Source organism: Pseudomonas sp. FEN, from assembly GCF_904067045.1.
Lineage (GTDB): Bacteria > Pseudomonadota > Gammaproteobacteria > Pseudomonadales > Pseudomonadaceae > Aquipseudomonas.
Window position 1 is genome coordinate 148707 of the sequence record NZ_CAJFDC010000016.1, and the last position, 23133, is coordinate 171839.

18 protein-coding genes are annotated in these 23133 nt (G+C 63.9%); 7 read left to right on the forward strand and 11 right to left on the reverse strand.

Features of this window, described 5'->3' with window-relative positions:
• Positions 1–138 precede the first annotated feature (138 nt).
• Positions 139–1797 carry a malate dehydrogenase (quinone) gene (mqo, locus tag PFEN_RS19550; protein WP_191488449.1) on the reverse strand — a complete coding sequence of 553 codons (1659 nt, stop codon included), beginning with the start codon at positions 1795–1797 and terminating at the stop codon, positions 139–141.
• A 408-nt stretch (positions 1798–2205) separates the two neighbouring features.
• On the opposite strand from mqo, the gene PFEN_RS19555 reads away from it, so the two are divergent.
• Positions 2206–3057, forward strand: a complete 852-nt coding sequence (locus tag PFEN_RS19555; RefSeq protein ID WP_191488450.1) for a CAP domain-containing protein — start codon at positions 2206–2208, stop codon at positions 3055–3057.
• Between the two features lie 139 nt (positions 3058–3196).
• Here the strand turns inward: PFEN_RS19555 and PFEN_RS19560 are convergent, their stop codons facing one another.
• A complete protein-coding gene (locus PFEN_RS19560) occupies positions 3197–3886 on the reverse strand; it encodes a GNAT family N-acetyltransferase (protein WP_191488451.1) in 690 nt (229 codons plus the stop codon).
• A gap of 112 nt (positions 3887–3998) precedes the next feature.
• Positions 3999–4373 carry a tautomerase family protein gene (locus PFEN_RS19565; RefSeq protein ID WP_191488452.1) on the reverse strand — a complete coding sequence of 125 codons (375 nt, stop codon included), beginning with the start codon at positions 4371–4373 and terminating at the stop codon, positions 3999–4001.
• Positions 4374–4485: 112 nt separating this feature from the next.
• Between PFEN_RS19565 and PFEN_RS19570 the strand changes: the two genes are divergently transcribed.
• The 4 genes from PFEN_RS19570 to rarD all read left to right on the forward strand — a co-directional run bounded on the left by PFEN_RS19570 (position 4486) and on the right by rarD (position 8841).
• Entirely contained in the window at positions 4486–5352 is an 867-nt protein-coding gene (locus tag PFEN_RS19570) for a LysR substrate-binding domain-containing protein (protein ID WP_191488453.1), read from the forward strand.
• A gap of 82 nt (positions 5353–5434) precedes the next feature.
• Entirely contained in the window at positions 5435–6874 is a 1440-nt protein-coding gene (locus tag PFEN_RS19575) for a SulP family inorganic anion transporter (protein ID WP_191488454.1), read from the forward strand.
• Positions 6875–6980: 106 nt separating this feature from the next.
• Positions 6981–7955, forward strand: coding sequence for a class I SAM-dependent methyltransferase (locus tag PFEN_RS19580; RefSeq protein WP_191488455.1), 975 nt, complete (start codon positions 6981–6983; stop codon positions 7953–7955).
• A gap of 7 nt (positions 7956–7962) precedes the next feature.
• On the forward strand, positions 7963–8841 hold the full coding sequence (gene rarD, locus PFEN_RS19585) for an EamA family transporter RarD (protein WP_191488456.1): 879 nt from the start codon (positions 7963–7965) through the stop codon (positions 8839–8841).
• Positions 8842–8869: 28 nt separating this feature from the next.
• Here rarD and PFEN_RS19590 read toward each other — a convergent pair whose 3' ends face one another.
• Both PFEN_RS19590 and PFEN_RS19595 read right to left on the reverse strand, forming a co-directional pair.
• Entirely contained in the window at positions 8870–10186 is a 1317-nt protein-coding gene (locus PFEN_RS19590; RefSeq protein ID WP_191488457.1) for an ATP-binding protein, read from the reverse strand.
• Between the two features lie 4 nt (positions 10187–10190).
• Complete coding sequence (locus PFEN_RS19595; RefSeq protein WP_191488458.1) at positions 10191–10892, reverse strand: response regulator transcription factor; 702 nt, start codon at positions 10890–10892, stop codon at positions 10191–10193.
• A 153-nt stretch (positions 10893–11045) separates the two neighbouring features.
• Between PFEN_RS19595 and PFEN_RS19600 the strand changes: the two genes are divergently transcribed.
• Positions 11046–12203 (forward strand): efflux RND transporter periplasmic adaptor subunit, encoded by a 1158-nt coding sequence (locus tag PFEN_RS19600; RefSeq protein WP_191488459.1) that lies wholly within the window; start codon positions 11046–11048, stop codon positions 12201–12203.
• 2 nt (positions 12204–12205) lie between these two features.
• Positions 12206–15298 (forward strand): efflux RND transporter permease subunit, encoded by a 3093-nt coding sequence (locus PFEN_RS19605; RefSeq protein WP_191488460.1) that lies wholly within the window; start codon positions 12206–12208, stop codon positions 15296–15298.
• Positions 15299–15442: 144 nt separating this feature from the next.
• On the opposite strand, the gene gspF is transcribed toward PFEN_RS19605, so the two are convergent.
• The 6 genes from gspF to gspK are packed head-to-tail and all read right to left on the reverse strand — an operon-like array spanning position 15443 to position 23128.
• Positions 15443–16654: a type II secretion system inner membrane protein GspF gene (gspF, locus tag PFEN_RS19610; RefSeq protein ID WP_191488461.1), complete on the reverse strand. Its 1212-nt coding sequence runs from the start codon at positions 16652–16654 to the stop codon at positions 15443–15445.
• Positions 16654–18072: a type II secretion system ATPase GspE gene (gene gspE / locus PFEN_RS19615; RefSeq protein WP_191488462.1), complete on the reverse strand. Its 1419-nt coding sequence runs from the start codon at positions 18070–18072 to the stop codon at positions 16654–16656. Before gspE ends, gspF begins: the two co-directional genes overlap by 1 nt.
• Entirely contained in the window at positions 18069–20453 is a 2385-nt protein-coding gene (gene gspD, locus PFEN_RS19620; protein ID WP_191488463.1) for a type II secretion system secretin GspD, read from the reverse strand. Before gspD ends, gspE begins: the two co-directional genes overlap by 4 nt.
• Positions 20450–20992 carry a type II secretion system protein GspM gene (gene gspM / locus PFEN_RS19625; protein ID WP_191488464.1) on the reverse strand — a complete coding sequence of 181 codons (543 nt, stop codon included), beginning with the start codon at positions 20990–20992 and terminating at the stop codon, positions 20450–20452. Before gspM ends, gspD begins: the two co-directional genes overlap by 4 nt.
• Entirely contained in the window at positions 20985–22148 is a 1164-nt protein-coding gene (gene gspL / locus PFEN_RS19630; RefSeq protein WP_191488465.1) for a type II secretion system protein GspL, read from the reverse strand. Before gspL ends, gspM begins: the two co-directional genes overlap by 8 nt.
• Positions 22145–23128 carry a type II secretion system minor pseudopilin GspK gene (gene gspK / locus PFEN_RS19635; RefSeq protein ID WP_191488466.1) on the reverse strand — a complete coding sequence of 328 codons (984 nt, stop codon included), beginning with the start codon at positions 23126–23128 and terminating at the stop codon, positions 22145–22147. Before gspK ends, gspL begins: the two co-directional genes overlap by 4 nt.
• Between the last annotated feature and the right edge of the window lie 5 nt (positions 23129–23133).

Here is a 23133-nt window from a genome sequence, read left to right on the forward strand (position 1 = left end):
CGGTCGCTCACAGGCACTCCGTTTCGCGCGGACGTCGGCCAGGCGAAAGTTCTTGCCCAAAAAAAACACCCACTGCGCGGTGACCGCTCAGTGGGTGTTTCCGGATCCCCGCCAGACCTTGTCTGGCACCGCGGGGTCTTACAGCGCCATGTCAGCCGCTGGATTGCCCTCGGCCTTTGGCTTGGCGGCCGCGGCAGGTGCCGCTGGCGCAGCAGGCGCAGCTACGGTCTGGCCGATCAGCGGAGGCTTGGTCAGTTGCAGGATCTCGGCGGTATAGTTCCATTCCTTCTGCACCGCCTCGGGGCTGCTGTTGAGCTTGGTGCCGTAGCTTGGAACGATCTGGTGCAGCTTTTCCTGCCAGGCAGGCGTCGCGACCTGGTCCTTGAAGACTTTTTCCAGAACCGTCAGCATGATCGGCGCAGCGGTGGAAGCACCTGGCGATGCCCCCAACAGACCGGCGATGCTGTTGTCCTTGGCGGTCACCACTTCGGTGCCGAGTTTCAGCACGCCGCCCTTCTCTTCGTCACGCTTGATGATCTGCACGCGCTGACCGGCCTGCCACAGGCGCCAGTCCTCCTTCTTCGCCTCGGGGAAGTATTCCTTCAGGGCGTTGAAGCGATCGTCATCCGACATCATCAGCTGACCGGCGAGGTACTCGACCAGCGGGTACTGCTCGATGCCAACGCGGGTCATCGGCCAGACGTTGTGCGTGGTGGTACTGGTCAGCAGATCGAAGTACGAACCGTTCTTCAGGAACTTGGTGGAGAAGGTCGCGAAGGGCCCGAACAGGATCACGCGCTTGCCATCCAGCACGCGGGTATCCAGGTGCGGAACCGACATGGGTGGCGCGCCAGTCGAGGCGATACCATAAGCCTTGGCCATATGTTTGAGGGCGATGTCCTGGTTCTCGGTGACCAGGAACGAACCGCCTACCGGGAACGCCGCGTAGTCGTTGGCTTCAGGGATGCCGGACTTCTGCAGCAGGTGCAACGCGCCGCCACCAGCACCGATGAACACGAACTTGGCGTCGGTTTCAGTCTGGGTACCGTCTTTCAGGTTCTTGTAGACCACGCGCCAGGAGCCGTCTTCGTTGCGCTTGATGTCCTCGACTTCGCTGGACAACTGCAGCTTGAAATTCGGCTGGGTCTGCAGATGGGCAACATACTGGCGAGTGATCTCGCCGAAGTTCACGTCGGTGCCGATGGGGGTCCAGGTCGCGGCGATCTTCTGCTTCGGATCACGCCCTTGCATCATCAGCGGGACCCACTTCTTGATCTGCTCCTGATCTTCGCTGTACTGCATGCCGCTGAACAGCGGGCTGGTCTGCAGGGCCGCGTAGCGATCCTTGAGGAACTTGACGTTGTCATCACCCCACATGAAGCTCATGTGCGGCGTCGAATTGATGAACGAATGCGGGTTCTTCAATACGCCCTGACGGACCTGCCAGGACAGGAACTGGCGAGTGATCTGGAACGATTCGTTGATCTCGATCGCCTTGGAGATATCGATCTTGCCGTCTTTGCCGTAGGGCGTGTAGTTCGACTCGGCCAGCGCGGAGTGGCCGGTACCGGCGTTGTTCCAGCCGTTGGAGCTTTCCTCGGCGACGGCATCCAGGCGCTCGACCATTTCCATCGACCAGTCCGGCTGCAACTCATTGAGCCAGACCCCGAGGGTCGAACTCATGATGCCCCCGCCGATGAGCAACACATCGACTTTCTTTGCCTCGGCCGCGTGCGCGGACATCGCGCCCATCGACACCGCCAGCCCCAGCAGCGCTGTGTTCAGTTTCTTCAACATTCAGTAATACCTAGGATAGGTAGACACACAAGGCCCATGGCAACCACCGGCCTCACTTTCATGTCCCTCCTGCGCTGACTTTTTATTAGTCATTGGCTTCAGCTACGTTGGGTGACACTCATTTTGTTAGCCCTTGCTCGAACCTGGTCAAAGAGCGGAGTCAATCAGCTCGTTCAACGAAGCTCGTCGGGCTTGTTCGCGGATCCTTCGACGTTTGGTCACCTCGGATAGGCACGCTAGACGCTTCCTTGCTGCGACATAATACCTCAGCTACTCGAGTGGATGAAAATGCCTCGTCTTTACAAAGAAATAACCTACTTAAAAAGTAGGATAAGCCAGCTGATGTTCAAGTGCTCCTGGCCTGTAAAATCCGGCATCATGGCCGCAGTTCGTCCAAGGGAGATGCCCATGCGCTTCATACCATCGCTTATCGGTCTGGTCACACTGGCACTGGGTCCGGCATTCAGCGCCAGCGCCGCGGCCCCCGAACAGGCGCAACTGGTTGACTCGATCAACCACTATCGCAGCCAGGCGCAGCGCTGCGCGAGCCAGGCATCGCTGGAGTTGCCGCCACTGGTCGCCGATCCTCGCCTGGTGCTGCCGATCGACAACCCGGGCGACTTGCAGCAGGCGATGGCCGCCAATGCCTATCCAATGGTCACCGTGCAGGCGATCAGCCTGTCCGGACCACGTGACGCGGCGGCGGCCATGAAAGCGGTGCAGGAGAGTTTCTGCCAGGTGGTATTGAACCCGCAGTTCGTCGATATTGGCGTCAACCGCGAAGGCCGGGAGTGGCGCATTGTGCTGGCGCGGCCGCTGCTGAGCGGGCGCCTGGGTGACTGGCAGGCGGAAGGCCAGAAGCTGCTCGAGCAGATCAATAGCGCCCGTACGCAAGCACGCCAATGCGGCGGCCAGGCATTTGCCGCGACGACACCCCTGGCCTGGAACGCCGTGCTGGCGAGTGCCGCTGAAAGCCATACGCGGAACATGGCCAACAACAACTTTTTCGACCACAAGGACCGCGACGGTCGTACCCCCGGCGATCGGGCTGAGCTGGCAGGCTACAACGGCCAGTTGATCGGCGAGAACATCGCCGCCGGGCAAGACACCGCGCGCAAGGTGGTCGACGGCTGGCTGGCCAGCCCCGGCCACTGCGCCAACCTGATGAATCCACAATTCCGCGAGCTGGGCGCCGCCTACGCGGTGGACCCGAAGAGCGATGCGGGGATCTACTGGACCGCGATGTTCGGCAGCCAATAGATATTCGGGGAACGCCCCCTTGCTGGCGATGGCGGCCGCAAGGGCGATGCAAGACTCCAGGGCCTCATCGCCAGCAAGCTGGCTCCTGCAAGGGGCAAGGGATAGCGCGGCTAAGCCCCCCGCTGGCTGACTGACGGTTTTATCCAGCCTCGCCCAGCCGTTCCAGGACAAAGGCCCTGGCATGGCGGGTCATCTGGTCGAGCTGGCGGTCACGCTGCTTCTCGGCGTCGACCATCGCGCGCTTGCCATGTTGCTGCAGCAAGTAGGCATGAATCTGCCGTACCTCCAGCGAACGATAAATGGGCGCGATGTCCAGCACCGCCACCAGGCCGTCCGTGCCATGGTCGCGGGTATTCATCAACACCTGCGGCCCACGCGCGGCCAACACCTGGAAACCCATGGCCTCGAACACCGGCACCTTGCCGACGACGCAGGCCAGCTCCGCGTGAGGATAGCGTTCGAGCATCCGCCGCATCATCGCCCGCGCGACACCCTGGCGCCGATGACCTTCGCGCACCGCCATATAGGCCACCGAGCACGCCTGCGAATCATCCTTGACCGGCAGATAAAGCAGGAAACCCACGAGCTTCCCGGGATCCTGCGCATCCGTTGCGACGATCAGTTCAACGGCAAGCCCCTTTCCGCCCTCCATCGCCTGCAAGTAGAGATGAACCTCATACCCGACGCCGTATTGATACAGGTTGTAGAGTGGGTTGCTCGGCGCGATGGCCACCTGGCTGATATCGGTGACGTAATCGACGACCATTTGCTGGATCTGGCTGTGGATCGGCTCCGGGGGCGGGGTTTCAAACAAGGTGATCGTGGACATCGAACATCGGGCTCCGAGGGTTGAGGCGCACCCTTGGCAGTCTGCAGCAAAGGGCGCGAGCATGATAACCCGTCCTGATGCCCACAAGGTGCGAATGGCGTTGCTCGGCTCGTCAGTTACCACGCCCTCCCGCAAACGACCACTCATCCGCCTGGGTAGTGCTGATCACCACCATGACATCCTCCGGATCAATCCCCGGCGCCGTACTCAAGCGCTCAACCAGCCGCCGATAAAAGCGCTGTTTGGTGGCGGTATCTCGAGAGCGACCAGCCGTAATCGCGATCAGCACAAAGTCCGCACTGCGGGGTCCGCCGAGATAGTGGCTGTCGAAAACCAACTCACCCACCTCATGCTGGTGAATGACCTGGAAGCAGTCGGCCGCCGGCACCTCGAAGTTTTCCACCAGGGCCTCATGCAGCCCTTCGGATAGCTGGCGAAGGTACTCGGGGGACTTGCCGCGAAGCAGGGAAATACGGGCGAAAGGCATACAACCTCCAACAGAACTGTCGATTTGACGGAGGCAGGTTAACCAGCGACGATAGTTCCGAATATCAGATTAGATAGAACATATAGTCCTAAATAAGTGGATGATCTCCCCCATGCGTCACCCCACCTTCGATCTTGATGTACTGCGCACCTTTGTCGCTGGTGTCGAGCTCGGCAGCTTTGCCAAGGCAGCCGAGCGTCTTGGCCGTTCGACCTCGGCGGTCAGCGCCCAGTTGAAGAAACTCGAAAGCCAGGTCGGCAGTGCGGTATTGGTCAAGTCAGGCCGCGGCTTGATCCTGTCACCGACCGGCGAGTCCTTGCTCGGCCAGGCCCGGCGGTTGCTGGAGTTGAACGACGAGATATTCAGCAACTTGCAGGAGGCCCGTATCGAAGGAACGCTACGTATCGGGTTGCAGGACGATTTTGCCGAACACCTGCTCAGCGACGTACTGCGGCGCTTTGCCCGGGTCCATCCAGGGGTCAGCCTGGAAGTCAGTATCGCCCGCAACGCCGAGCTGTTGGCACTGATCGAGAGTGGTCGCCTGGATCTGGCGCTGGCCTGGGACGCCGGTGCGAGCACGCCCCACGCCCTGCGCCTCGGAGAAACGCCAATGCAGTGGATAGGCCCACGCGACCTGTCCGCACCGCCTCAGGCCGACAACCTGCCGTTACCCCTGGTGGTGTTCGACGCGCCGTGTATCTTGCGTAGCATCGCCACCCAGGCACTGGACCAGGCGCGCATCCCCTGGCGTGTGGCGCTCACCAGCCCGAGCGTCAGTGGCATCTGGGCCGCCGTGACAGCCGGACTCGGTATCACCTTGCGTACCCGCATCGGTCTTCCCGCCCACCTTGCCGTGATTGACGACCTGCCCCCACTGCCCAGGCTCGGCTATGTACTGCACCAGGCCGCGGAAGCGCCAACCGCCGCCGTGCGACAATTGTCCGAGCTGATCCAGGCGAGCCTCGCCGAACGCCGATAGCTGGCCGCCGCTCATTCAACTGCGTACCATCCGCCCCCCTATTTTCACCGCCGCTGCCGCCGGCACGTCTTTCAGGTATGCCATGAAACCCCAACACCTTCGCGTCGACGCCCTGGCTGGACTGACCACCGCCTTCGCCCTGCTGCCCGAATGCATCGCCTTTGCCCTGGTCGCCCATCTCAATCCGCTGATGGGACTGTACGGTGCCGTCATTATCTGCACCCTCACCGCGTTGCTGGGTGGACGGCCCGGCATGATCTCCGGCGCCGCTGGCTCAATGGCCGTGGTAATCGTCGCGCTGGTGGTACAGCACGGTGTGCAGTACCTGCTCGCTACGGTACTGCTGGGCGGACTGATCATGCTTGCCTTCGGCCTTCTGCGCCTGGGCAAGCTGGTGCGCATGGTGCCGCACCCGGTGATGCTCGGTTTCGTCAACGGCCTGGCAATCATCATTGCCCTGGCCCAGCTGGAACACTTCAAGAGCGGCGAAAGCTGGCTGAGCGGCACGCCGCTCTACCTGATGATGGGACTGGTGGCCCTGACCATGGCCATTGTCTACCTGCTGCCGCGCCTGACCCGCAGCGTGCCACCGGCGCTGGTGGCAATCCTCGGTGTAGGCCTGGCGGTGTACCTGCTCGACCTGCCGACCCGGACCCTCGGCGACATGGCGCATATCGCTGGCGGCTTGCCAGTGCTGGCCCTGCCGCAACTGCCGTGGAGCCTGGAAACCCTGCGGATCATCGCGCCCTATGCATTCTTGATGGCGCTGGTCGGCCTGCTGGAAACCCTGCTGACCCTGAACCTGACCGATGAAATCAGCGAAAGCCGCGGCTATCCGGATCGCGAATGCGCGGCATTGGGCGTGGCCAATATGGTCAGCGGCCTGTTTGGCGGCATGGGCGGCTGCGCCATGATCGGCCAGACCGTGATCAACCTCAGTTCCGGCGGTCGGGGGCGGCTCTCAGGAGTGGTTGCCGGGCTGATGATCCTGCTGTTTATCCTGTTCCTGTCACCTTTTATCGAGCGCATTCCGCTGGCCGCCCTGGTCGGAGTCATGTTCGTGGTCGCGCAACAGACCTTCGCCTGGGCCTCGCTGCGGGCGCTCAACAAAGTACCGCTCAATGACGTCCTGGTGATCGTCGCGGTGACCGGCATTACCGTGTTCACCGACCTCGCCACCGCCGTGCTCTGCGGGATCGTCATCGCCGCGCTCAACTTCGCCTGGCGGCAGGCCCGGGAGCTGTACGCCGACACACATCTGGAAGCCGACGGCAGCAAGCTCTATCGCCTGCACGGCACGCTGTTTTTTGCCTCGACGACGCTGTTTCTCGAGCAGTTCGAGCCTGTCAACGATCCATCCCGGGTGACCCTCGACTGTCGCCATCTGAACTTCATCGACTACTCGGCCATTGCCGCGTTGAAGACGCTGCGCGAGCGCTACGCGAAGGCCGGCAAACAACTGCACGTGTTGCACTTGTCCGAGCGCTGCAAGCGCTTGCTCAAGCGCGCGGGCGCGCATTAATCAATAGCCTGCGGCGCAGTGACCGCAGCATATTCTGCAAGCACCAGCCGGCGCACGCCGGCAAATATGCTTAAAATGCCGACCCTTTCCCAGCCGGCACCGCCTGATGAACCCCGACGCCTTGTCCCTCCTCCAGCATCACCTGCTCACGGCCCTGACAGCCGCCCCCTCGGAGACCCGGCGCCTGTTCCACGGGCGCGGGCGCTGCTGGCCGGGGCTGGAGCAATTGACCGTCGATTGGCTGCAAGGCGTGGTGCTGGTGTCGCTGTTCAAGGAGCCGGAGCCCGCGCAGCTCCAGGCCCTCAAGGACCTGCTGATGGCGACGGGCCAAGCGCCCGCCTGGCTGGCCAGCGGCGCGCACACCCTGTTGCTGCACCATCGCTACCTGCCCCTTAGCCCCGCCGAATGGCTGGTGGGCCAGGCCATCGAGGAGTGGGTGATCACTGAAGGCGGTCTGCGCTATCAGGTGGACCTGGGCAAGAAACAGAACAACGGCCTGTTTCTCGACATGCGTTATGGTCGCGACTGGGTGCGGGCCAACGCCCGGGGCAAGCGCGTGTTGAACCTGTTTGCCTACACCTGCGGCTTTTCCGTGGCGGCGCTCGCCGGCGGTGCCGAGCATGTGCTCAACCTGGATATGTCCCGTGCGGCCCTGAGCCGCGGGCGCGACAATCATCGGCTGAACGGGCATGACCTGAGCAAGGTCGGCTTTCTCGGCCACGATCTGTTCAAGTCCTGGGGCAAGGTCATCGGCAGCGGGCCTTTCGACCTGGTGATCATCGACCCACCCTCCTTCCAAAAAGGCAGTTTCCTGCTGAGCAAGGATTACCAGCGCGTCTTGCGCCGCCTGCCGGAGCTGCTGGGTCCCGACGGCAGCGTCCTCGCCTGCATGAACGATCCGGCCGTGGGCCCGGATTTTCTTATCGATGGCGTGACCCGTGAAGCACCGGGGCTGGTGTTCGAACGACGCCTGGACAACCCACCGGAATTTCCCGATATCGACGCCGAAAGCGGATTGAAGGCCTTGTTGTTCAAGCAGGGTGCTATCCTGCCGACAAAAACCGAACCCTGCGTTTCGTGAGGCTGTAGTGTCCCGAGGTATTGTTTTTTCGGTGTTGGCGTCCTGCCTGTTCGCCATCATGTATTTCTATACGTCCGTACTCAGCCCCCTCAACGGTGAAGAGATCTTCGGCTGGCGTATGCTGCTGACCGCGCCCTGCATGACCGTGTTCATGCTGGTCTCCGGCGACTGGAAGCTCGTGCCGGCCATCCTGACCAGGGTACGCCGGGAGCCGCTGTTGCCGCTCAAGTTGCTGCTGTCGGCGGCCCTGCTCGGCTTGCAGCTGTGGGTATTCCTCTGGGCGCCGCTCAACGGACACAGTCTGGATGTGTCCCTCGGCTATTTCCTCTTGCCACTGAGCATGGTGCTCACCGGACGCATCGTCTACGGTGAACGTCTGTCGCGGCTGCAAACCATTGCCGCGCTGCTCGCCCTCTGTGGCGTGCTCAACGAGTTGTATCGGGTCGGCAGCTTTTCCTGGACCACTCTGCTGGTGGCCATCGGTTATCCGATTTACTTTGTGCTGCGGCGACGCAACAGAACCGACAACCTCGGCGGCCTGTGGCTCGAGATGATGTTGCTGCTGCCGGTGGCGTGGTGGTTCGTGCAGCACGGCGAACAGGGTTTTGCCGTGGTCAACCAGCGGCCGGCACTGTATGCGCTGATCCCGTTGCTGGGCGCAATCAGTGCCGCGGCGCTGATCTGCTACTTGCTGGCGAGCCGGATGCTGGCCTTCGGGCTGTTCGGTTTGCTCGGCTATGTGGAGCCGGTGTTGCTGGTGATCGTCGCCCTGTTGTTGGGGGAAAGCATCGGGCCGGAAGAATGGCTGACCTACCTGCCGATCTGGCTGGCGGTGTTGGTATTGGTGCTGGAAGGGGCGAAACGGGTGCTCGCGGCGCGGCGCTGAACTTCCCAGGCCGCCGCCAGCGACTCGCTCAAGATACCGCAGTCTCTGCCACGGTTGGCAGCCACAAGCGGAAACGCGCGCCCCCCAGCGGCGATTGCTCGGCGGTCAGCGTGCCACCCTGGGCTTCCAGTGCGCGCCGGCTGATGGCCAGGCCCAGGCCAAAACCGCCGGTGGCGCGATCGCGACTGCGGTCCAGGCGATAGAACGGCTCGAAAATCCGCTCCCGATCCAACTCGGGAATGCCGATGCCGTCGTCATCGACCCACAGCTCGCAGCCTTCCGGGTTGACCTTGACGCCAATCTGGATCCGTCGCTCGCAGTAACGCATGGCGTTGCGCAACAGGTTCTGCACCGCTCGTGCGGTCAGGCGCGGATCGAGGGCAAAGCGCTCCAGCGACCCGTGCATCAACACGTCCAACACGGTATCCGGCGCTTCCAGCTCTTCATCGAAGCTGCCGAGGATGCTGTCGACGAACTCGTCCAGCGACACCATGACCCGTTCCGGCTGCCGGGCCGGGTTCTGCAAGCGGCTATAGGACAACAGCTCCAGTACCAACTCGTCCAGCTCACGGATATGCGCCACCAACCCTTGCAGGCGCTCGCGGGATGCCAGCGGCAACTCCTCGGACAAGGCCAGGGCCAGGCCAAAATCCAGCCGGGTCAAGGGTGTGCGCAGTTCATGGGACACCGCGTTGAGCAGATCACGCTGCTGGTTGAGCAGGTGCTCGATATCGGCGGCCATGGTGTCGAAAACCGCCGCCAGCTCACCAATGTTGGAACGTGGCGAGATGTTCGTGCGCTCGCTGAGCCGGCCCTGGCCAAGGTACCTGGCGGTTTGCTTGAGACGCTCCAGGTCGCGCCAGTGCGGGCGCAGCCAGAACAACAGGCAGGCCAGCAATGCGGCGCCGATCAACACATTCATGCTCCAGAACAACAGATTCATGTCCAGCGGATCGGGCGGCACCCGCAGGGCTACCGCCCATTGCTTATCCAGTGGCGATACTCCGAGGGTTGTGGTCCCCCAGTCGCCCAGGCGCATCACATCCTCGCCGTTGCGCAGCCGTTTTTGCTCCGGCTCGCTGAAAGTCATGTCATCAATGCGGATCAAGCTGACCTGCAAGGGTGCGAAACGCTGGTCCAGACTGCTGGCCAGTGCCGACCACTGATCTATCGGGACGCGATGAAACTGCTCGTTCAACAGACTCTGAAAGCCCCGGGACTGCTCCAGGTTGTAGCGCATGAAACGATCGTTGAAGAGCCCGATCACCACTACGGGCACCAGATAATTTGCCGCGCTAAAGGTAACAATGGTGATCAGGTAAAGCCGCACGAGGATCTTCAGCATCGCTTCAGTACTCCCACTCGGAGCGACTGAACAGGTAGCCCTTGCCCCATACGGTCTTGATCTTGCGCGCTTCACCCGCATGGTCATCGAACTTGCGGCGCAATTTGGAAATCGCCACGTCCACCGAACGGTCGGTGCCATTGAATTCGATACCGCGCAGGCGCTGGAGAATCTGGTCGCGACTGAGCACTTCGCCGGCGTGTCGGGCCAGCACCACCAGCAGGTTGTACTCACCACTGGACAGCTCCACCGTCTGCTCGCGCCAGACCACGGTGCGCTCCGACAGGTCGATGCACAGGTTGCCCATCAGGATCCGGTCGCTGGCCAGCGGAGAATCGCCCAGACTGCTACGGCGCAGCAGGGTTCGCACCCGGGCCAGCAGCACTCGTGGTTCGCAGGGCTTGGTCACGTAGTCGTCGGCGCCCATCTCCAGGCCCAGCACCTGGTCGTGGCTGTCATCGCGGGCGGTGAGCATCAGGATCGGCAGCGTCGCCGATTCGGCGCGCAACAGGCGACACACTTGCAGGCCGTCGAGGCCCGGCAGCATCAAGTCAAGGATCACCAGGTCCGGCGAAGTCTTTCGAGCATGTTCGCGCACCTGGTCGCCACGGGTCAGCACATTGACGTGGTAGCCGTTGCGCTCCAGGTAGCTGGCGATCAATTCACTGAGGGCGTTGTCGTCTTCGACCAGTAGAATGTTAGGCATAGTAAAATTTACAAAGCGGAAACCGTGGAGGATATACGCCTGTAGGCCCCAACGAGCAGAAGCTTCACACTTTTTCACCAACGCCCTACATAGGTTAACAACACCGTCTGGGCGCGCCCCTTAGCATGCGGAGGTCATTACTGGAACTCTGTTATGTTGAAGAAGCTATTTGCCCCGCTTTGCGTGTCGGGCCTGGCGCTGGTCCTGAGCGCCTGTGACAAATCCCCGAAAGCCCCGGAAACACCGCCAGCGCCCACGGTTCGGGTCGAGACACTCAAAAGCCGCAGCCTGTCCATCAATAGCGAACTGAGCGGACGCATTGCCGCGCCACGCATTGCCCAAGTCCGCGCCCGCGTGGCCGGTGTGGTGCTGCAACAGGTATTTCGCGAAGGTAGCGACGTGAAGCAGGGCGACGTATTGTTCCGCATCGACCCGGCGCCGTTCAAGGCCGACCTCGACAGCGCGGTCGCCAGTCTGCAAAAGGCCGAGGCCAACGCCCTCCAGACCCGGCTACAGCAGCAGCGCTATCGCGACCTGGTGGAAAGCAACGCTGTCAGCCGCCAGGACTATGACAACGCCATAGCCGCCGCGCGCCAGAGCGCCGCCGATGTCGCCGCCAACAAGGCCGCCGTGCAACGGGCCCGACTCAACCTCGGCTATGCCACCGTCACCGCGCCGATTTCCGGGCGCATCGGTCGGGCGCTGGTAACCGAAGGCGCCCTGGTTGGCCAAAGTGAAACCACGCCGCTGGCGCTGATCCAGCAGTTGAATCCGATCCACGCCGACCTGACCCAGTCGACTCGCGAGCTCAATAAGCTGCGCCGCGCCCTGCGCGCCGGGCAGTTGCAGCAGGTCGGGCAGAATCAGGCCAAAGCCACGCTGATCCAGGACGACGGCAGTGCCTACCCGTTGCCAGGCAAGTTGCTGTTCACCGATATCAGCGTCGACCCCGGCACCGGCCAGGTGATCCTGCGCAGCGAATTCCCCAACCCCGACCTCGACCTGTTGCCCGGTAGTTTCGTCCGGGTGCGCGTCGAGCAGGCGGTGAACCATGAAGCGCTTACCGTGCAGCAACGAGCCATCCAGCGCGACAGCGCCGGGATCGCCCAGGTACTGCTGGTGGACGCCGAACAACGGGTCCGCCAACAGCCGGTGCAGCTGGGAGCGGTGCAGGACGATCACTGGATCGTCAACGAAGGCCTCAAGCCTGGCGACCGCGTCGTCGTCGAGGGTCTGCAACACGCCCGTGTCGGAGAGAAGGTCCGGATCGACGACAGCCCTCTTCCCCTCGCCCAGTCCAAAGGACAGTGAGCATGCCGCATTTCTTTATCGACCGGCCGGTCTTCGCCTGGGTGGTCGCTTTGTTCATCCTGCTGGCGGGCGTATTGGCTATCCCGCAGTTGCCAGTGGCGCAGTACCCTAACGTCGCGCCACCGAAGGTGGAAATCTATGCCGTCTACCCCGGCGCGTCGGCACAGACCATGGACGAAAGTGTGGTCAGCCTGATCGAGCAGGAGCTCAACGGCGTCGATCACCTGTTGTATTTCGAATCCCAGAGCAGCCTGGGCAGTGCCACGATTACCGCCACCTTTCAGCCGGGCACCAACCCGGAAATGGCCCAGGTGGATGTGCAGAACCGCCTGAAAGCGGTGGAGTCGCGCTTGCCCGCCGCCGTGACCCAGCAAGGCCTGCAGGTGCAAAAGGTCTCCTCCGGCTTCCTGTTGCTCGCGACGCTCTCTTCCAGCGACGGCAAGTATGACGAAAGCGCCCTCAGCGACTACCTGGCGCGCAACGTGATGAACGAGATCAAGCGCCTCGACGGTGTCGGCAAGGCCCAGCTGTATGGCGCCGAACGGGCCATGCGGATCTGGATCGACCCGCAAAAGCTGGTGGGTTTCAACCTGACCCCGGCAGACGTCAGCGCCGCCGTGGCCGGGCAGAACGCTCAAGTTTCGGCGGGCAGCATTGGCGACCTGCCAGCCCGCCCAACCCAGGAAATCACTGCGGCGGTGCTGGTCAAGGGCCGATTGAGCACGCCCCAGGAGTTCGCCGATATTGTCCTGCGGGCCAATTCCGACGGCTCCAGCGTGCGCATTGGCGATGTCGCCCGGGTGGAAATCGGCAGCCAGGATTACCAGTATGGCACCCGCCTGAACGGCAAGCCGTCCACGGCCTTCAGCGTGCAATTGAGCCCCGGGGCCAATGCCCTGCGCACCGCCACTCTGGTGCGCGCCAAGCTCGACGAGCTGGCGCGCTACTTCCCGGCCGGGGTCGAATACAAGATCCCCTACGACACTTCGCCGTTCGTCAAGGTCTCGATCACCAAGGTGCTCTACACCCTGGGTGAAGCCATGCTGCTGGTGTTCGCGGTAATGTTCCTGTTCCTGCAGAACATCCGCTACACCCTGATCCCGACCCTGGTGGTACCGGTGGCGCTGATGGGCACCTTTGCCACCATGCTGGTCCTGGGCTTCTCGATCAACGTGCTGACCATGTTCGGCATGGTGCTGGCCATCGGTATCCTGGTGGACGATGCGATTGTGGTGGTGGAAAACGTCGAGCGGATCATGGCCACTGAAGGGCTGTCACCGCGGGACGCCACCCGCAAGGCGATGGGCCAGATCAGCGGCGCCATTGTCGGTATCACCCTGGTGCTGGTGGCGGTGTTCATTCCCATGGCCTTCATGCAGGGTTCGGTGGGGGTGATCTACCAGCAGTTCTCATTGTCCATGGCGACCTCGATCCTGTTCTCGGCCTTCCTCGCCCTGACCCTGACCCCGGCGCTGTGCGCCACCCTGCTCAAGCCGATAGCCCAGGGCGAGCATCACGCCAAGGGCGGTTTCTTCGGCGCGTTCAACCGACGTTTCGAGCAGCTTGGTAATAAATATGAAGGCTGGGTGGTGTATGCCCTGAAACGCAGCGGCCGCTACCTGCTGGTCTATGGCCTGCTGCTGGTGCTGCTGGGGTTGTGCTTCACGCGTCTGCCCGCCTCCTTCCTGCCGGTGGAAGACCAGGGCTATACCATCACCGATATCCAGCTGCCGCCCGGGGCGAGCCAGAACCGCACGATCAAGGTGGTGGAACAGATCGAAGCCCATAACGCCACGGAGCCGGGTGTTGGCGATACCACCATGATCCTCGGTTTCAGCTTCTCCGGCAGCGGGCAGAACGCCGCGCTGGCTTTCACCACCTTGAAGGACTGGTCGGTGCGTGGCGCCAAGGACTCGGCGCAAGCCATTGCCGAGCGCGCCAACCTGGTCCTGGGCGAGGTCAAGGATGCCGTGGCCTACGCCATTCTGCCACCGCCGGTGGATGGCCTAGGCACCTCCGCCGGCTTCGAGTTCCGCTTGCAGGACCGTGGTGGCGTTGGTCATGAAGCGCTGATGAACGCCCGCAGCCAGTTGCTGGCGGCAGCGGAAAAGAGCCCGGTGCTGGCCAATGTCCGCGAAAGCGCCCTGGCCGAAGCGCCGCAAGTACAGCTGGAAGTCGATCGACAGCAGGCCAATGCGCTGGGCGTGTCCTTCGCCGATATTGGCGCCCTGCTCTCCACCGCGCTGGGCTCGACCTATGTCAACGACTTCCCGAACCAGGGACGCATGCAGCGAGTGGTGATCCAGGCTGAAGGCGACCAGCGCAGCCAGGTGGCCGATCTGCTGAAGATCAATGTGCGCAACAGCAGCGGGAAAATGGTGCCGCTCTCGGCCTTTGTCCAGGCGCACTGGACCCAGGGCCCAGCTCAGCTGACCCGCTACAACGGCTACCCGGCAATTGCCATTTCCGGAGAACCCAAGACCGGGCACAGCACCGGGCAGGCGATGCAGGAGATTGAGCGACTGGTCACACAATTGCCAACCGGGCTCGGCCTGGAGTGGACCGGGTTGTCGTTGCAGGAGCGCTTGTCCGGCTCCCAGGCGACGATGTTGCTGGGGCTGTCGCTGCTGGTGGTGTTCCTCTGTCTGGCGGCGCTGTATGAAAGCTGGTCGATCCCGACCTCGGTACTGTTGGTGGTGCCGCTCGGGGTGCTCGGTGCGGTCCTGGCGGTGACCTTGCGCGGGATGCCCAACGATGTGTTCTTCAAAGTCGGCCTGATCACTATCATCGGCCTGTCGGCGAAGAATGCGATCCTGATCATCGAGTTCGCCAAGAGCCTCCATGACGCGGGGCATGATCTGCTCGACGCCACGGTACAGGCGGCGCGCCTGCGCTTGCGGCCGATCATCATGACCTCGCTGGCGTTTATCCTCGGGGTGGTACCGCTGGCGATCGCCACCGGTGCCAGTTCGGCGAGCCAGCAGGCGATCGGTACCGGGGTGATTGGCGGGATGATCACGGCGACGCTGGCGGTGCTGTTCGTGCCAGTGTTCTTTGTGGTGGTGACGAAGCTGGCCAGGCGCAAGGGGGCATGATTATAGGTTGACCTCAAGGCCCTCTTCGCGGGCAAGCCCTGCTCCTACAGTTTCGTGTCGTGTACAAAGCTGGTGTACGACGCCGTACTGTAGGAGCAGGGCTTGCCCGCGAAGAGGCCGGCCCAGGCAACCCACCTGCCCCGGCTATTGCACCAACTGGTTGATCTCGATGATCGGCAGCAACACCGCCATCACGATCAACAGCACCACCGCCCCCATCACCACGATCATCAGTGGTTCGAGCAACGCGGTCATGCCCATGGCCCGTCGCTCGATGTCCCGTGACAGGGTCTGCGCCGCCCGCTCCAGCATCGGCGGCAATGAGCCGGTTTTCTCGCCGCTGGCAATCAGATGGATCAACACCGGTGGAAACACCTTTTCCACCTTCAGCGCCGCCGCCAGGTTCACCCCTTCGCGGACCCGCGCCGTGGCCTCGCTCACACTCAGGCTCAGGCGGTCGTTGGACACCGTCTGGCGCGCCGCCTCCAGCGCCCGCAGCAACGGCACCCCGGCCCCGCCGAGAATCGCCAGGGTCGAGGCGAAGCGCGCGGTGTTCAGCCCCAGCACGAAACGGCCGATCAACGGCAGACGCAGGATCCGACTGTGCCAGCCCAATCGCGCCGCTGGATTGCGCAAATACAGGCGCCAGCCCCAGAACCCAGCGACCAGGACGGCGAAACACAGCCAACCCCAGGCGCGGATGAAGTCGCTGGCATTGAGCATGGCCACGGTCAGCCCGGGCAGATCCTGGCGGGCCTGGGAAAAGGCGCTGACCACCTGGGGTACCACATAACTGAGCAGGAAAATCACAATCGCCACCGACACCAACCCCACCACCCCCGGGTAGATGAACGCGGTAAGAATCTTGCCCCGCAGGTTGTTGCGCTCCTCGATATAGTCGGCCAATCGCTCCATGACCTGGGCCAGGTCGCCGGACTCCTCGCCCGCGGCGATCAACGCCCGGTAGATGTCGGGAAAGTCCCGTGGCCGCTTGGCCAGGGCTTCAGCCAGGCGCATGCCGCCGCGCACATCGGCACGCACCGCGCTCAGGGTCTGGGCGATATGCTTGCGCTCGGCCTGCTCCACCGCCGCACTCAGCGCGGCTTCCAGCGGCAGGCTGGCGCCCAGCAGGCTCGCCAGTTGCCGGGTGGCCCAGGCCAGGTCGTTGTCCGACAGCTTGGCGCTGAACATCCCGCTGGCGCCGCCAGCGCCTTGAACGCCATCCGCCTGGACCAGCAAGGCAGTCAACCCGCGACTGCGCAATACGCCCATGGCCGCACCCTGGCTGTCGGCTTCCAGATGGCCGGTTTCGATCTTGCCCAGGGCGTCGGCGGCTTCGAAGCGATAGCGATTCATCAGGTGTCCCGTGTCACGCGAAGGATCTCTTCCGGCGCGGTGGCGCCGCTGCGTACCCAGCGCTCGCCATCCTCGCGCATGCTCAACATGCCCGCCGCGCGCGCGGCCAGGCGCAGGGCCTGCTCGCCGGCGCCCTGGTGGATCAGCGTGCGGATGTCATCGTCAATGCAGAACAGCTCGTGGATACCGGTGCGGCCGCTGTAGCCGGTGTGATTGCATACACTGCAGCCCAGCGGCCGCCAGGTGCCGGGCGCGGCCGGATCTTCCTGGCGACAGTGCTGGCACAGCCGTCGCACCAGACGCTGGGCCAACACGCCGAGCATCGACGAGGCCAGCAGGAACGGCTCGACGCCCATGTCGATCAAGCGGTTGACCGCCGACACCGCGTCGTTGGTGTGCAGGGTCGCCAGCACCAAGTGTCCGGTGAGCGAGGCCTGCACGGCAATCTGCGCGGTTTCGAGGTCGCGGATCTCGCCGATCATGATGATGTCCGGGTCCTGGCGCAGAATCGCCCGCAAGGCCAGGGCGAAGGTCATGTCGATCTTGGCGTTGACCTGGATCTGGCTGATGCCTGGCAGGTCATACTCCACCGGGTCCTCGACGGTGAGGATATTGCTGGTGCTGGCGTCGAGCCGGGCCAGGGCGGCGTAGAGGCTGGTGGTCTTGCCACTGCCGGTGGGTCCGGTGACCAGCACGATGCCGTGGGGCTGGCGGATCAGTTGATCGAGCCGGGCCAGCACCTCGGGGTCCATGCCCAGGGTTTCCAGTTGCAGGCGCCCGGCCTGCTTGTCCAGAAGACGCATCACCACCCGTTCGCCATGGCCGGTGGGCACGGTGGAGACACGGATATCGATCGGTCGACCGGCCACGCGCAAGGCAATGCGGCCATCCTGGGGCAAGCGTTTCTCGGCGATATCCAACTGGGCCATGATCTTGATCCGCGACACCAGCGCCCCGTGCAGGGCCTTGCGCGGCGAGACCACGTCGCGCAGGGTACCGTCGACCCGATAGCGCACCACCGAATGGGTCTCGAAGGGTTCGATATGGATATCACTGGCCTCGTCCCGCGCGGCCTGGGTCAGCAAGGCGTTGATCATGCGAATTACCGGGGCGCCGTCCTGGGTGTCGAGCAGGTCGGTGATTTCCGGGATGTCCTGCATCAGGCGGTCGAGATCCACTTCGTTTTCCGCCGCGCCGACCACCGCCGCCGCGCTGCCGGTGTCGGCATAGGCGCTGGCGAGCAGGCCATCGAGTTCGTCGTCACGCACCCGCTCCAGCCGCGCCGGGCCGAACTGCCGGCGCACCTCGCTGATGGCCCAGCCCGGGGTCGACGGACACAGGATCAGTACCGCCCCCTCCTCGCCCTCGCGCAGCAGGACCCGCTGCGCCTTGGCCCACGCATACGGCAACGCGCTCATGGTTGTGCGCGCTCATTGACCGATAACGGCACCGCGCGAATCGCCGCCCGTGGCGTTTGCGGGGTCGACGGCGCGGAGCCCGGGATCGCCTGGGCCGCATTCGGCAACTGTGGCGCCTGCATGTCCGGCATGGCCCAGCTGCGCTCCGGCTGCAAGTTGCCCTGGGCCCGGCGGATGAAGTCATAACGGTTCAGGGTGATACTGCGCCCGGCCGCGCCGTCGCGAATGATGTAGGGCCGCAGGAAGACCATCAGGTTGGTCTTGCTGGTCGTGCGCCGCTCGTGACGAAACAGCGCGCCGATCCCTGGAATGCTCGACAGGAACGGCACGCCATCGTTGGCCTGGGTATAACCGTCCTGCAACAGCCCACCGAGGACCATGATCTGGCCATCATCGAGCAGGATGCTGGTGTCGATGGCGCGCTTGTTGGTCACCGTGCCGGCGGCCGTCGCCGTGGCACGGTCGTCAACCGAGCTGACCTCCTGATAGATATCCAGCTTGACCGTGCCGCCTTCGGAAATCTGCGGCCGCACGTTGAGCTTGAGGCCCACCTCCTCGCGCTGGATGGTCTGGAAGGGGTTGTTGCTGGAACTGCTGCCATTGGTGACGTACTGGCCGCTGACAAAGGGAATGGTCTGGCCGACGAAGATGCTCGCCACCTCGTTGTCCAGGGTCAGCAGGTTGGGCGTCGACAGTACGTTGGAGCCGCCCTTGCTTTTCAACGCCCGGGCCAGGACCTTGAGATCCATGACCTGGCCAACGCCGGGGATGTTTACCGAGCCCTTGACCAAGCCCAGGCTCAGCCCCTGGGGCAGTACGTCGATACTGTTCTTGGCGGTGCTGACCAGGTTGGTCCCCCCCAGGTTGACCCCACCGATCACGCCATTGCCGGCCAGGTTTCCGGCCTGCCATTGCACGCCGAATTCATTGGCATCGTCTTCGCTGACTTCGACGATCAGGCTTTCGATCACCACCTGGGCCCGGCGCTGATCCAGCAGGTCGATGACTTCCCGCAGGTTGCGGTAGAGCGGGTCCGGCGCACTGATCAGCAAGGTATTGGTGGTGGCGTCGGCCTGGATAGTCACTCCACCCGCGGAAAACGCCACGCTCTGGTCCGCGGCCGGGCTGGCGCCGCCGGTGCGGGCGCCCTGTGCATAGGCCGGACTGCCGCTGGTGGTAGTGCCGCTCGCGGTGCCGCTGGCAGTCTGTGGGTTGGCCTGGCCATTTTGGTTACTACTGTTCATCCCGCCGTTATTGAGCATGGCCCGGGCTGGATCGGCCTTGCCGTCGCCGCTGTCGCTCTCCCCGGTGAGCAGCCCACGCAGGGCCTGGGCCAGTTTGCCGGCCTGGGCGTTGCGCAGGTACACCACGTGCAGGTTGCTCGGGTTGCTCTGGGCATTGTCCAGCTTGTAGATCAACTCCCGGGCCAGTTGCGTGCGCTCCGGGCTGCCGGAACGAATGATGATCGAGTTGGAACGCGGGTCACCGAGCACGGTGATTTTCTGCGTCGGATCATTGCCGGGGCTGTCCAGCAGCTCGGCGACCATACCGGCAATATCACTGGCGATGCCGTTCTGGATCGTCACCACGTCGGTGTCGATGGCGCTGGGAGTATCAATGCTGGCGATCAGCGTGGCGACCCGCTCCAGGTTCTGCGCGTAATCGGTAATCACCACGGTGTTATTGCCCGGGTAGGCATTGATTGGATTGTTCGGCGAGACGATGGGCCGCAGCACCGGGATCAGGTTCACCGCGTTTTCGTATTGCAAGCGGAAGGTGCGCGTCAGCATGCCGCCCTCGGCCGGGCGGTCAGGGCTGTAGATCGGTCCACCGAGCAACTTGGCATCGGCCTCCGGCACCACCTGGCTGACCCCGCCGACGTCCACCACGCTGAAGCCCTGCATGCGCAAGGCCGCCAACAGCATGTCGTAGGCCCGATGAGCCGGGACCTCGCCTTCGGAAACCAGGGTCAGGTTGCCCTTGACCCGCGGATCCACCAGGAACTGCCGCCCGGTGGAACGCGACAGCGCCCGCACCACCGCCTGGATATCGGCGTCGACGAAATTCAATTGCACCGGCTGGTCGCCCAAGGGATTGGCCGGCGTTGCGCTCCTGGCCGCCAGGCCCTTACCCGCCGCGGGATTGAGCGGCGTGCGCGGCGAGCGGTGTTGCTGTTCCAGTTGGGCCTGGACCCGCTGCCGGTCAGCCACGGCATCGCCGCCCTTGACCGTCGAGGCCAGGGGCCGGCCCAACTCGCTTTCCACCAGTAACGGCGGCGCTGAGGATGGCGGCGTGTTGCTGCAGGCGCTCAAGGCCATCAATAACCAGGGCGCCGCGGCCTGCCGACAACGCAGGGCCGATAAAGAACCTGACCACTTCATGAAGCTTCCTTAGCGCCAAGCGCCTGATCCATGCGAACGGTTCCGGACAGTTTGCCCGCCGTGCCATCGGGTTCGGTCGTGCCCGTGCGCCGCAAACGGGCCTCGACCACTTCCAGGGTGAATGAACCGGGATTACCCAACAGCCAGCCCAGCAGCCCATCCGCCGGAGCCTCGTCGAAGGTCAGCAGCCAGCCCGCGCCGGCGTGTTGCAACTGGTAGTGCCCGGCCAGGCCACCAGCGTCCAGGCTGCTACGCAAACCGACCTCGAGGTTCCCGGCATTCGGCGCGGCCAGCCCTTGCAGCAGGCCGTCGAGTGTCTGCGCCTGGGTGCGCAACCTGGGGGTTTCCAGGCGCCAGAAGTCGATTTTCCGCAACGCTGGCTGAATCAGCACAAGCCACACCAGCAGGCTACAGACGCCCGCCGCCATGCCCAGCACCAGCTGTCGTTCGCGCTGTGCCAGGCTTTGCCAATACAACCGGGCCTGGCTCGCCAACTGCCGCCAGCGGCTGCGATAGCGCTGTATGAGGGCCTTATTCACTGTCGTTCTCCGCCAGCGGTTGTGGCTGTTGGCCGTTGGCTTTCAGGACCCAGCCGTCGGCGACCGGGGCAACCTCCACGCCAGCCTGGTTCAGGCTCGCCTGCCAGGCCTTGTCGCGACCGCCGCCCGGGGCGCCCGGCAGCGGGCTCAGGTGCAATTCGCCGTGTTCGAAAACCAGCGCCTGTAGGCTACCGACCATGAACGGCATGGCGCTCCCGGCCTGCTGGACCAGACGGGCAAAACCGCTGCCCCCGGGCGTGCCGTTGTCACGCAAGGCCAGTTGCTGGCGAGCCTGTTGCAGCGGGTTGAGTACCATCGGCAAAGCCGGAAACGCCTGCTGGACGCGCTGGGTCATCCAGGCCTTGAGTTGCTGTCCCTGCGTCACCTGTCGGGCGGCATAGAAGTTCAGTCCCACCGCCCAGACTGCCACCGCGAGCACCGTGCAGGCCACGGCTCGCGGCCAACCGCCGGGATTCGCCGCGCTCGGCTGGGCTGCCCCGTGCAACCCCCAGCCCGGGGCCTTGCCGGACCAGGCGCGCTCCTCGGGCAAGGTCTGGATCAGGGCGTTGTCCGGCGCCGAGGCGCCGACCCAATACACCACGCCGCCGCTGTTGAGCACATCCGCCAGCGCAGCCTCGACCGCCGGATGAACCTGGGCCTGGTCCTGGCTGCGACGTATCAGCAGATGCTCATCAAGCACCGCCACCACGGGCGTCTGTGCGGGCTCCACCGCCAGGCGGTAGGCCGCTGGGTAAACGCCGCGAAGCTTGAGCCCGGCCTCGCACAGCAGCGCGCCGAGCCGCTCCAGCAGTGCCCGCTGCAACCAGGCAAGCTGCACCAGCCCCTCGGCATCGCGAGGACTATGGACTATATGCATCGACTCGCAACCGCCGAGGATCAGCGCCTGGGCCGCACACCCCACTGCCGCCTGAATCCTGGCTGGCGACAGGTTGGGTAATTCGATACTCGCCAGCAGACTGTCGCAGGGATGCAGGAAGCACTCCACGGCGGCGCCCTTGCGTGCCTGGCCCAATCGCGCCAGGCTGCCGCGGCCTTGTTCCATTGGCCGGCCCTGGCGATCCAGCCAGGCGAACTCCAGCGAGCTGTCCAGGCTCAGCGTTTGCAAAGGCGACAATGCCAGGCGCAACAGGCTCATACGCCCACCCGCGACCAGATCACCTGGGGCATCTGCAGTTCCTGGCGGTACAACAGCACTGCCAGGCTGACCCGCCGACTATCGCCGTGGGAGCGGGCATTGAGACGAAACCAGTCGCTGGTGATCCCGACCTTGATATCGCTGACCACCAGCTCGGGCATGTGCAGACGATTGACGAAGTCGCCGCGATTGATGAACCAGCGCCCCGCATCGCGTTCGGCAACCAGGCTGCGCGCGCGCGGCAGTGCCAGCCCCGGCACCTGGGAGGCCAGCACTTCGGCGCTGGCGGTATTGCCATTGACCCAGGTGTTGGCTGGCAGAATGGTCACATACGGCGCCAGCAGCGCCAGCGCCTGCTCGTCCACGCCCTCCAGGGCATTCAAGTCATCCAGGCTATGCAACATCGGACGTGATGCTGGCAACAGCTTGAGCGCCGTCGCCGGCGAGGTCAGACGCCCACTGTCGAAGCTGCCTTTGAGCGCTGGCGCGACGGGTACGTTATCCGGTAGCAACGGGTAGGCGGCGGTCACCCGCTGGACAATCCGCTGGCCCAGCGCACGCTTGATGCCGATCCATTCGCACAACTGCTGGAAAGCCCGCACCTGCTCGGGATCGATCCGGCTGTCGCGGACCAGGTTGCGCAAGTTGAACTTGCCCTGCTCGTCTTCCAGGTGGCCACTGAACTGTTCGCCCTGCTCGCTCAGGTCGGCGGCGGCAAGCGGCCGCGCCCAGGCCTGGTCGAGGCGGGTCAACGGGTCGTGCTGGCGGGCGTCCCAGAGCAATTGCCGGCTCAGCTCCAGGCCGCCGCGCAGCAACCAGCCCCCTTGGACCCGCGCCTGCTCGGCTTCGAGACTGCGGGTGAAGACGCTCTGGCGAGCAAGCATGCCACCGGCGATCACCGCCACCACGGCGGCGATCAGCAAGGCACTGATAATCGCCATGCCGCGCTGCCCGGCGGCTGTCAGTGGGCGGTTGGTCATGGCCC